At 70.7% G+C, this 8955-nt stretch carries 9 protein-coding genes and 1 pseudogene; 8 read left to right on the forward strand and 2 right to left on the reverse strand.

What is annotated here, in order from left to right; genetic code table 11:
• Both ROTAS13_RS14155 and ROTAS13_RS14160 read right to left on the reverse strand, forming a co-directional pair.
• Positions 1-395, reverse strand: a pseudogene (locus ROTAS13_RS14155) (insulinase family protein); the annotation flags it as partial.
• Positions 392-1807 (reverse strand): pitrilysin family protein, encoded by a 1416-nt coding sequence (locus ROTAS13_RS14160; RefSeq protein ID WP_019460860.1) that lies wholly within the window; start codon positions 1805-1807, stop codon positions 392-394. The pseudogene ROTAS13_RS14155 and the gene ROTAS13_RS14160, both read right to left, overlap by 4 nt.
• Before the next feature lie 131 nt (positions 1808-1938).
• On the opposite strand from ROTAS13_RS14160, the gene ROTAS13_RS14165 reads away from it, so the two are divergent.
• From ROTAS13_RS14165 to mutL, 8 genes are all read left to right on the forward strand, one after another.
• Positions 1939-2970, forward strand: coding sequence for an aspartate-semialdehyde dehydrogenase (locus ROTAS13_RS14165; RefSeq protein ID WP_075822653.1), 1032 nt, complete (start codon positions 1939-1941; stop codon positions 2968-2970).
• 217 nt (positions 2971-3187) lie between these two features.
• On the forward strand, positions 3188-3460 hold the full coding sequence (locus tag ROTAS13_RS14170) for a hypothetical protein (RefSeq protein ID WP_099781652.1): 273 nt from the start codon (positions 3188-3190) through the stop codon (positions 3458-3460).
• 212 nt (positions 3461-3672) lie between these two features.
• Complete coding sequence (sdhC, locus tag ROTAS13_RS14175) at positions 3673-4122, forward strand: succinate dehydrogenase, cytochrome b556 subunit (protein ID WP_027297208.1); 450 nt, start codon at positions 3673-3675, stop codon at positions 4120-4122.
• 19 nt (positions 4123-4141) lie between these two features.
• Positions 4142-4537, forward strand: a complete 396-nt coding sequence (gene sdhD, locus ROTAS13_RS14180; protein ID WP_019460856.1) for a succinate dehydrogenase, hydrophobic membrane anchor protein — start codon at positions 4142-4144, stop codon at positions 4535-4537.
• A 202-nt stretch (positions 4538-4739) separates the two neighbouring features.
• The gene (gene sdhA / locus ROTAS13_RS14185; protein WP_075822655.1) at positions 4740-6554 is read left to right on the forward strand and encodes a succinate dehydrogenase flavoprotein subunit; all 1815 of its coding nucleotides are present in this window, start codon (positions 4740-4742) and stop codon (positions 6552-6554) included.
• A 17-nt stretch (positions 6555-6571) separates the two neighbouring features.
• Complete coding sequence (locus ROTAS13_RS14190; RefSeq protein ID WP_019460854.1) at positions 6572-7354, forward strand: succinate dehydrogenase iron-sulfur subunit; 783 nt, start codon at positions 6572-6574, stop codon at positions 7352-7354.
• A 133-nt stretch (positions 7355-7487) separates the two neighbouring features.
• Entirely contained in the window at positions 7488-7733 is a 246-nt protein-coding gene (locus tag ROTAS13_RS14195; protein ID WP_075822656.1) for a DUF2171 domain-containing protein, read from the forward strand.
• Between the two features lie 103 nt (positions 7734-7836).
• A partial coding sequence (gene mutL / locus ROTAS13_RS14200; protein ID WP_139323363.1) for a DNA mismatch repair endonuclease MutL occupies positions 7837-8955 on the forward strand: 1119 nt, incomplete at its 3' end.

Here is an 8955-nt window from a genome sequence, read left to right on the forward strand (position 1 = left end):
GCATCGAAGCGCGGCGAGAGCATGGCCAGCCGCGCCAGCCGCACCGCTTCCGGCAGCGCGTCGCCCAGCGCGCGGAAGCCACCCTCGAAGCCGTCGCGGTCGCCGTGAAAGGACAGCCCGATCGCCGCATCGCGCAGCGCATCCTGGAACTGCGCGGCGGGCAGGTCGCCCGCCCCCTCGGTCAGCAGGGCGGCGGCCAGGGCGGCGGCGCCCTCCTGCCCCTCGGGATCGAGCGAGGCGCCGCCCGACCAGCTCCAGGCCAGCGAGACCACCGGCACGGAATGATCCTCGGCCAGCCAGGCGGAAAGCCCGCCCGGCGCCGTGACCTCGCGGATCGGCAGGGAGAAGCCGGCCTGCGGGTGCGAGGGCGGCGGGGTCAGGGAAGAGGAGGTCACGATGCGCTCACGCCCTCGGGCAGCAGCCAGCCCGTGATGGAGGGATGGGTGAAGACGGAACGGGCGGCGGCGGCCACCTGGGCCTCGGTCACGGCGCGGATGCGGGTGGGCCAGAACTCCACCACCTCCGGCCCCAGCCCGACGGACAGCACATGGCCGAACATGCGCGGCGCGGCGCCCAGCCCGTCCAGCGCCAGCAGCGCGCCCGCCGTCACCTGCCGCCTGGAGCGGGCGACCTCCATCTCGGTCACGCCCTGGTCCAGCAGCCTGGCCACCTCGGCCTCCATCGCCGCCTCCAGCTTCGCCGGGGCGACGTCGCGCCGGGGCGTGGCATAGAGCATCAGCGTGCCGGCGCCGAGATCGTCGGAGTCGTAGTAGCACCCGGCCGAGACGGCGATCCCCGTCTCCACCAGTGCCCGGTGCAGCCGCGACCCCGCGCCGCCGCCGAAGAGATGCGCCAGCACCTCCAGCGGCTCGGCCAGGCCGGTCTCGCCCCAGGTCAGGGTCGGCGCGATCCAGGAACGCAGGTACTGCGCCTCCCGCACCTGGGCGTCGTTGCGCACCAGCCGTGCCTCCAGCGGTGCCTCGGGCGGCGCGGCGCGGCCACGGCCGGGCGCCTGGGTCGCCAGCTCGCGGGCAGGGATACCGCCATACTCGGCCTCCACCACCCGGCGCAGCTCATCCTCACCGACCGCGCCGCAGACCACCAGCACGCCGTTTCCCGGCGCATACCAGTGGCTGTGGAAATCCAGCAGGTCCTGCCGCGTGATCGCCCGGATATCCTCCTGCCAGCCGATGATCGGCCGCCCGTGCCAGTGCTGCGGCCCCCACATCGCGGCGCCATAGGCCTCCTGGAACCGGGCGCGCGGATTGGCGTCGGTGCGCTGCCGCCGCTCCTCCAGGATCACGTTGCGCTCCGGCTCGACCTCCGCCTCCGGCAGCGTCACCTCGCGCATCCGGTCGGCCTCCATCATCGCCATGAGCTGGAGGCGGGAGGCCTCGACCGTCTGGTGATAGGCGGTCACGTCGCGGGACGTATAGGCATTGTCCTGCCCGCCCTCCCGCGCCACGCGCTGGTTGAACTCGCCCGAGGCGACCTTCGGGCTGCCCTTGAACATCATGTGCTCGAGGAAGTGGGCGGTGCCGGAACGCCCGGCCGGGTCGTCCCCCGCGCCGACGCCATAATAGAGGTAATGCGCCACCACCGGCGCCCGGCGGTTCTCGATATGGGCCACGCGCAGCCCGTTGGGCAGGCGCCAGAGCCCGGCATCGAACAGGCGCTTCTCCCCGGCGGGGGCGCCTTCCGGGGGCTGGGCCCGCAGGGCGGGCGGGGCGAGGGGCAGGCTGGCCGCCGCGGCGAGCGCGGCACGTCGGGTCAGGGACATGTCCATCCCAAGATGGCGGAAGGTCATTGATTTTTCCACCATGCCCCGGTGGCCACCCGGAGAGGGATCAACTCCCCGGGGTTGCGGCGGCCCGGAGCGGCGCCCTAAGTGCCGCCTTTCCCGCCGATCGCGCGAAACACAGAGGGACTGGAACAGAGATGAGCTACAAGGTCGCCGTCGTCGGCGCCACCGGGGCGGTGGGCCGCGAGATGCTCAAGACCCTGGCCGAGCGCCAGTTCCCGGTGGGCGAGGTGGTGGCGCTCGCCTCCGGCCGCTCCGCCGGGGCCGAGGTCTCCTTCGGGGAGGACAAGGTCCTCAAGGTCCAGAGCCTGGACAAGTACGACTTCCACGGCACCGACCTCGCCCTGTTCAGCCCGGGCGCCTCGGTTTCCGCCATCCACGCCCCCCGCGCCGCCGAGGCCGGCTGCGTGGTGATCGACAACACCAGCCAGTTCCGCATGGAGCCGGACGTGCCGCTGGTGGTGCCGGAGGTGAACCCGCAGGCGCTGAAGGGCTTCCGCAAGCGCCGCATCATCGCCAATCCCAACTGCTCCACCATCCAGATGGTGGTGGCGCTGAAGCCGCTGCACGACCTGGCGCGGATCACCCGCGTGGTGGTCTCGACCTACCAGTCCGTTTCCGGCGCGGGGAAGGAGGCGATGGATGAGCTCTTCGCCCAGACCCGCGGCGTCTTCGTGAACGATGCCGCGGCACCGGAGCAGTTCACCAAGCCCATCGCCTTCAACTGCATCCCGCATATCGACCGGTTCATGGACGACGGCGCCACCAAGGAGGAGTGGAAGATGGCGGTCGAGACCCGCAAGATCCTCGACCCGGACATCAAGGTCTTCGCCACCGCCGTGCGCGTGCCCGTCTTCATCGGCCATGGGGAGGCGGTGCATGTGGAGTTCGAGCGCCCGGTCACGGTGGAGCAGGCGCGGGAGGCGCTGCGCGAGGCCCCGGGCCTCATCGTCCACGACCAGCGGGAGGATGGCGGCTACGTCACCCAGATCGAATGCGCCGGGGAGGACGCGGTCTATGTCTCCCGTCTCCGCCCGGACCCGACGGTGGAGAACGGCCTGGCCTTCTGGTGCGTCTCCGACAACCTGCGCAAGGGCGCGGCGCTGAACGCCGTGCAGATCGCCGAGGAGATGCACCGCCAGGGCCTGCTCGGCCACGGCGCCGCCTGAACCGGCCGAGTCGGAGGGGATGGGCACCCGCCCATCCCGCACCGCAGCACAATCCAGGCATGCGCTCCGGGCGGGAAGAGGAGGTGGAAGAAGGGCCGCCCAAAAGGGCGGAACCGCCGCAATTCTTCTCTTTGAGGCCCGGCAGGTGCCGCAAAGGCGCCGCGAGCGGACACCAGCCTCCCCGGCAGTACGGAAGTCTGCGAAGGAGGATGACCAGATGCGTCGCGTTCTGCGAACCGGCATGGCCGCCGCGGTTCTGCTGGGGCTCGCGGCCTGCAGCGACCCCTACAACCCTGGCCAGCGCGCCCTGGGCGGCGGCCTTCTCGGCGCCGGCGGCGGCGCGGCCGTGGCGGGGCTGACCGGCGGCAATGCGGCCACCGGCGCCCTGCTGGGCGGCGCGATCGGCGCGGTGGGCGGCGCCGTCACCACGCCGCAGCGGCCCTATTACGGCGGCTACGGCCCCCCGCGAGGCTACTATCGCAGCTGGTGATTTGTATTGCGAAGCATTCGCATTTTACTTGCGGGGAGGCTTGGCCTCCCCTTTCTTTTTTGTCCCGCTTCAGGAAGGTTATTCCGGGCCGCGTTGACGTTGTGCGAAGCCGTAACCTAAAAGGCCCCGGTTACGGATCACTGCAACACGAGGCCCGGCCGCGCCGGCAGTTCAGGCCGCCCGGACTCGGTGACATGAGGACGAGGAGCGGCATGGCGAGCGGACAAGACGCACGCGAGGCGATGTTCAACGGCCGGCGTTCCGATGGCAAGCCCGTCCGCCGCCCGGTTTCCCCCCATCTGCAGGTCTACGACATGCTGCAGATCACCAGCGCCATGTCCATCAGCCACCGCATCACCGGCTGCGCCTGGGTGGCGGGGCTGCTCTTCATGGTCTGGTGGCTGGCCGCCGCCGCCTCCGGCCCCCGGGCCTTCGCCTGGGTGCAGTGGTTCGCCGGCTCCTTTGTCGGCGTGATCGTGCTGATGGGGCTGACCGCCGTGGCCTGGTACCACACGCTGAATGGCATCCGCCACCTCGTCTGGGATTCCGGCCACGGCTACGACATCCCCACCACCTACCGCACCGGCCGCCTGGTGCTGATCGCCACCGCGGCACTGACGGCGGTCACCTGGATCGTCGCCCTGGTGGCCTGGATCCGCTGAGCGAAGGGACGCGACGAGCATGAGCCAACATCACGAAGCACTTCGCCTGCAGACCCCGCTCGGCCGGGTGCGCGGCCTGGGCTCCGCCAAGGGCGGCACGCATCACTGGTGGCTGCAGCGGGTCACCTCCATGGCCCTGCTGCCGCTGACCATCTGGTTCACCTTCGGCGTCGCCGGCCTCGCCGGCGCGCCCTACGAGCGGGTGCTGGCCTGGATCGGGCATCCCTTCCACGCCGTGCTGCTGCTGCTCTACATCGGCATCGGCTTCCACCACACCGCGGCCGGGCTGCAGGTGGTGATCGAGGACTATGTCCGCCCCGAGAGCCGGCGCAAGCTGGTGGACCTGCTGCAGAAGGCGGTCTGCCTGATCCTGGCCCTCTTCGCCGCGCTGGCGGTGCTGCGGATCGCGGTCTGAACGGGCCGATGCCCTGCGCCCGGCGGCATCCCCGGCCTTTTTGGCTGGCGAAATCGCGGCGCAGGGCCAATTTAGACTGCAAGGGCCGGCCCCGGGGCCGGCTTTCCCAGGAATTTGGTGCCGGGCGGCGCCGGGACGGGCGGAACACTCCTTCTGCCCAGCTCACTGACCGCGCGGACGAGCTTCGGACGAGGCGGTTGAGATGAACGCGATCAGCAAGCCGGGAATCGGCGGCGCGGCCTACCGGGTGGTGGACCATACCTATGACGTCGTGGTGGTGGGGGCCGGCGGCGCCGGGCTGCGCGCCACCTTCGGCATGGGCGCCTCCGGCCTGAAGACGGCCTGTATCACCAAGGTCTTCCCCACCCGCTCCCACACCGTGGCGGCGCAGGGCGGCATCGGCGCCGCGCTGGGCAACATGGGCGAGGACGACTGGCGCTGGCACATGTACGACACCGTGAAGGGGTCGGACTGGCTCGGCGACCAGGACGCCATCGAGTACATGTGCCGCGAGGCCGTGCCCTCGATCATCGAGCTGGAGCATTACGGCGTGCCGTTCTCCCGCACCGAGGACGGCAAGATCTACCAGCGGCCCTTCGGCGGCCACATGCAGAACTACGGCAAGACGCCCGCGATGCGCGCCTGCGCCGCGGCGGACCGCACCGGCCATGCCATCCTGCACACGCTCTACCAGCAGTCGCTGAAGCACAACTGCGAATTCTTCGTCGAGTACTTCGCCCTCGACCTCATCATGGAGGAAGGCGTCTGCCGCGGCGTCATGGCCTGGTGCCTGGAGGACGGCTCCATCCACCGCTTCCGCGCCCAGACCGTGGTGCTCGCCACCGGCGGCTATGGTCGCGCCTGGTTCTCCTGCACCTCCGCCCATACCTGCACCGGCGACGGCGGCGGCATGGTGCTGCGCGCCGGCCTGCCGCTGCAGGATCCGGAATTCGTGCAGTTCCACCCGACCGGCATCTACGGCTCCGGCTGCCTCGTGACCGAGGGCGCGCGCGGCGAGGGCGGCTACCTCACCAATTCCGAGGGAGAGCGCTTCATGGAGCGCTACGCGCCCACGGCGAAGGATCTCGCCTCCCGCGACGTAGTGTCCCGCGCCATGTCGATGGAGATCCGCGAGGGCCGCGGCGTCGGCCCGAAGAAGGACCACATCCACCTGCACCTGGAGCACCTGGGCGCCGACCTGCTGCACGAGCGCCTGCCGGGCATCTCCGAGACGGCGAAGATCTTCGCCGGCGTGGACGTGACCAAGGAGCCGATCCCGATGCTGCCCACCGTGCACTACAACATGGGCGGCATCCCCACGAACATCCATTGCGAGGTGCTGAACCCCACCGCCGAGGACCAGGACCGCGTGGTCCCCGGCCTGATGGCGGTGGGCGAGGCCGCCTGCGTCTCTGTGCACGGTGCCAACCGCCTCGGCACCAACTCGCTGCTCGACCTCGTGGTCTTCGGCCGCGCCGCCGCGCACCGCGCCGCCGAGACGGTCAAGCCGGGCGCGACCCAGGCGCCGCTGCCGCCGGATGCGGGCGAGGCCTCGCTGTCCCGCCTGGACGGCGTGCGCAACGCCAAGGGCGGCACCAGCGTCGCCGCGCTGCGCGAGCGCATGCAGCGCACCATGCAGGGCCATGCGGCGGTGTTCCGCACCTCCGAGAGCCTGAAGGAAGGCGTGGACAAGATGCAGACGGTCTATGACGGCCTGTCCGACATCCGCATCCACGACCGCTCCCTGGTCTGGAACAGCGACCTGATGGAGGCGCTGGAGCTGCACAACCTGATGGGCAACGCCATGTGCACCATGGTGAGCGCCGAGGCGCGGCACGAGAGCCGCGGTGCCCATGCGCATGAGGACTATCCCGAGCGTGACGACGTGAACTGGCTGAAGCACACCATCGCCACCTGCGACAGCAACGGCATCGTCAAGCTCGACTACCGCGACGTGAAGATGCGCACCCTCACGAACGAGGTCCAGGTCTTCCCGCCCAAGCCGCGCGTGTACTGAGGGACGGACAGAGCATCATGGCCAATTTCCAGCTTCCCAAGAACAGCCAGGTCAAGGTCGGCCAGACCCACAAGGCCGAGCCGGGCGCCAAGGACGTCCGTTCCTTCAAGATCTATCGCTGGGACCCGGACACGGGCGAGAACCCGCGCTACGACACCTATGAGATCGATCTGGAGCAGTGCGGGCCGATGGTCCTGGACGCGCTGATCAAGATCAAGAACGAGGTGGACACCACGCTGACCTTCCGGCGCTCCTGCCGCGAGGGCATCTGCGGGTCCTGCGCGATGAACATCGACGGGCTGAACACCCTCGCCTGCCTCAAGCCGATCGAGGACGTGAAGGGCGACGTGAAGATCAACCCGCTGCCGCACATGCCGGTGGTGAAGGATCTGGTGCCCGACCTGAACCAGCTCTACGCGCAGTACCGCTCGGTGGAGCCCTGGCTGAAGGCCGACACCCCGCCGCCACCCGATGCCGAGCGCCTGCAGTCCAAGGACGAGCGCGCCAAGCTGGACGGGCTGTGGGAGTGCATCCTGTGCTTCTGCTGCTCCACCGCCTGCCCCTCCTACTGGTGGAACGGCGACCGCTATCTCGGCCCGGCCGTGCTGCTGCAGGCCTATCGCTGGATCGCGGACAGCCGCGACGAGCATACCGGCGACCGCCTGGACCAGTTGCAGGACCCGTTCCGCCTGTATCGCTGCCACACCATCATGAACTGCGCCCGCACTTGCCCGAAGGGCCTGAACCCGGCCCAGGCGATCGGCGAGATCAAGAAGATGATGGTCGAGCGCGACGGCTGAACGCCTCGCGCCGCACACGGATGGAAGGGGGCCTACGGGCCCCCTTTTCCGTTCCGGCCGCCTTGAACCCCGGATCATGCAGCCCGGCGGGGGCACGCTGCGTTGTCCCTTCCTTGCCGGAGGAGGACGATCCATGGTCGATACCACGATGATCCAGGAAGGCATGGCGGTGGTCGATTGCCAGGGCGAGGCCCTCGGCTCCGTCGATCACCTGGATGCCGGACGGCTCCTGCTGCGGCAGGGCGCGGGACCTGTCCGCCCCATCCCGCTCTCCGAGGTTTCCGAGGTCCGTGGCGAGGCCGTGGTGCTGCAACTGAGCCGCTCCGAGGTGCAGAGGCTGGAGCAGCGTCCGGATCGGGAAAGTCACACCGAAGCCTGAGACCGGCCCACGCGCCGGGGCCGCCCCACCCTCCGCCGGGGATGGCCGGAATGCGGTGCGGGGGTCTGGCCAGACCCGGCCCCCCTGCCCCATCTAGCCAAGCATGAGCATCCGCCTTCTTCCCGCCGTCACCGCCGACCGAATCGCCGCGGGCGAGGTGGTCGAGCGCCCGGCCGCGGCGGTGAAGGAACTGGTCGAGAACGCTCTGGATGCCGGCGCCACCCGCATCGCCGTGACCATCGAGGGCGGCGGCATCGACCGGCTGCTGGTGGAGGATGATGGCTGCGGCATGGGGCCGGAGGACCTGGCCCTCTGCGTCGAGCGCCACGCCACCTCCAAGCTGCCCGAGGAGGACACGCTCTTCCGCATCGCCACGCTGGGCTTCCGGGGTGAGGCGCTGCCCTCGATCGGCGCCGTGGCGCGGCTTTCCATCACCTCCCGTCCGGCGGAAGGCCCGGCCCATGCGATCGCGGTGGAGGCCGGGCGCAAGGGCGAGGTCACCCCGGCCTCCGGCGCCCCCGGCACAAGGGTCGAGGTCCGCGACCTGTTCTTCGCCACTCCGGCCCGCCGCAAGTTCCTGCGCCAGCCCCGCACCGAGGCGGAGCATGCGGCCGAGGCTGTGCGGCGCCTCGCCATGGCCTGGCCTGGAACCGGCTTCCGGGTCGAGGCCGAGGGCCGCGTGGTGCTGGACGTGGCGCCGGACGACCGCCTCGGCCGCGTGGCGGCCATCATGGGCGAGGAATTCGCCGCCGCCGCGCTGCGGGTCGGCGGCGCCTGGGACGACCTGCGGGTGGACGGGCTGACCGGCCCCGCCAGCCTGTCCCGCGCCACGGCGGCGGAGCAGCACCTGGTGGTCAACCGCCGGCCGGTGCGCGACCCGGTGCTGAAGGCGGCACTGCGCGCGGCCTATCGTGACGTGATGGTATCCGGCCGGCATCCCATGGCCACGCTCTTTCTGGAGATCGACCCGGCGACGGTGGATGTGAACGTGCATCCGATGAAGGCGGAGCTGCGCTTCCGCGACCCGAACGCGGTGCGGGGCGCCGTGATCGTCGCGCTGCGCCGCGCCCTGGGGATCGGGGCCGGCAACGGGGCGGGCAACACGTCCGGCGGCAACAGCCTGGCGGCCGGGCTGCGCGGCGGGCTCGCGGAAACGGTGCGTGGCTGGAACCCGCCCCGGCCGGAAGCCCCTTCCCCGCCGCCCGCGGAGGGGCCAGGCTGG

Source organism: Roseomonas sp. TAS13 (assembly GCF_001950415.1).
GTDB lineage: Bacteria > Pseudomonadota > Alphaproteobacteria > Acetobacterales > Acetobacteraceae > Roseomonas > Roseomonas mucosa.

Excerpts from the sequence above, each read along its gene's own strand:
- sdhD (WP_019460856.1), top strand. The coding sequence starts at position 4,142 with ATGAGCCAACATCACGAAGCACTTCGCCTGCAGACCCCGCTCGGCCGG.
- ROTAS13_RS14165 (WP_075822653.1), top strand. The coding sequence starts at position 1,939 with ATGAGCTACAAGGTCGCCGTCGTCGGCGCCACCGGGGCGGTGGGCCGC.
- ROTAS13_RS14195 (WP_075822656.1), top strand. The coding sequence starts at position 7,488 with ATGGTCGATACCACGATGATCCAGGAAGGCATGGCGGTGGTCGATTGC.
- ROTAS13_RS14160 (WP_019460860.1), bottom strand. The coding sequence starts at position 1,807 with ATGACCTTCCGCCATCTTGGGATGGACATGTCCCTGACCCGACGTGCC.
- sdhC (WP_027297208.1), top strand. The coding sequence starts at position 3,673 with ATGGCGAGCGGACAAGACGCACGCGAGGCGATGTTCAACGGCCGGCGT.
- sdhA (WP_075822655.1), top strand. The coding sequence starts at position 4,740 with ATGAACGCGATCAGCAAGCCGGGAATCGGCGGCGCGGCCTACCGGGTG.
- ROTAS13_RS14190 (WP_019460854.1), top strand. The coding sequence starts at position 6,572 with ATGGCCAATTTCCAGCTTCCCAAGAACAGCCAGGTCAAGGTCGGCCAG.
- ROTAS13_RS14170 (WP_099781652.1), top strand. The coding sequence starts at position 3,188 with ATGCGTCGCGTTCTGCGAACCGGCATGGCCGCCGCGGTTCTGCTGGGG.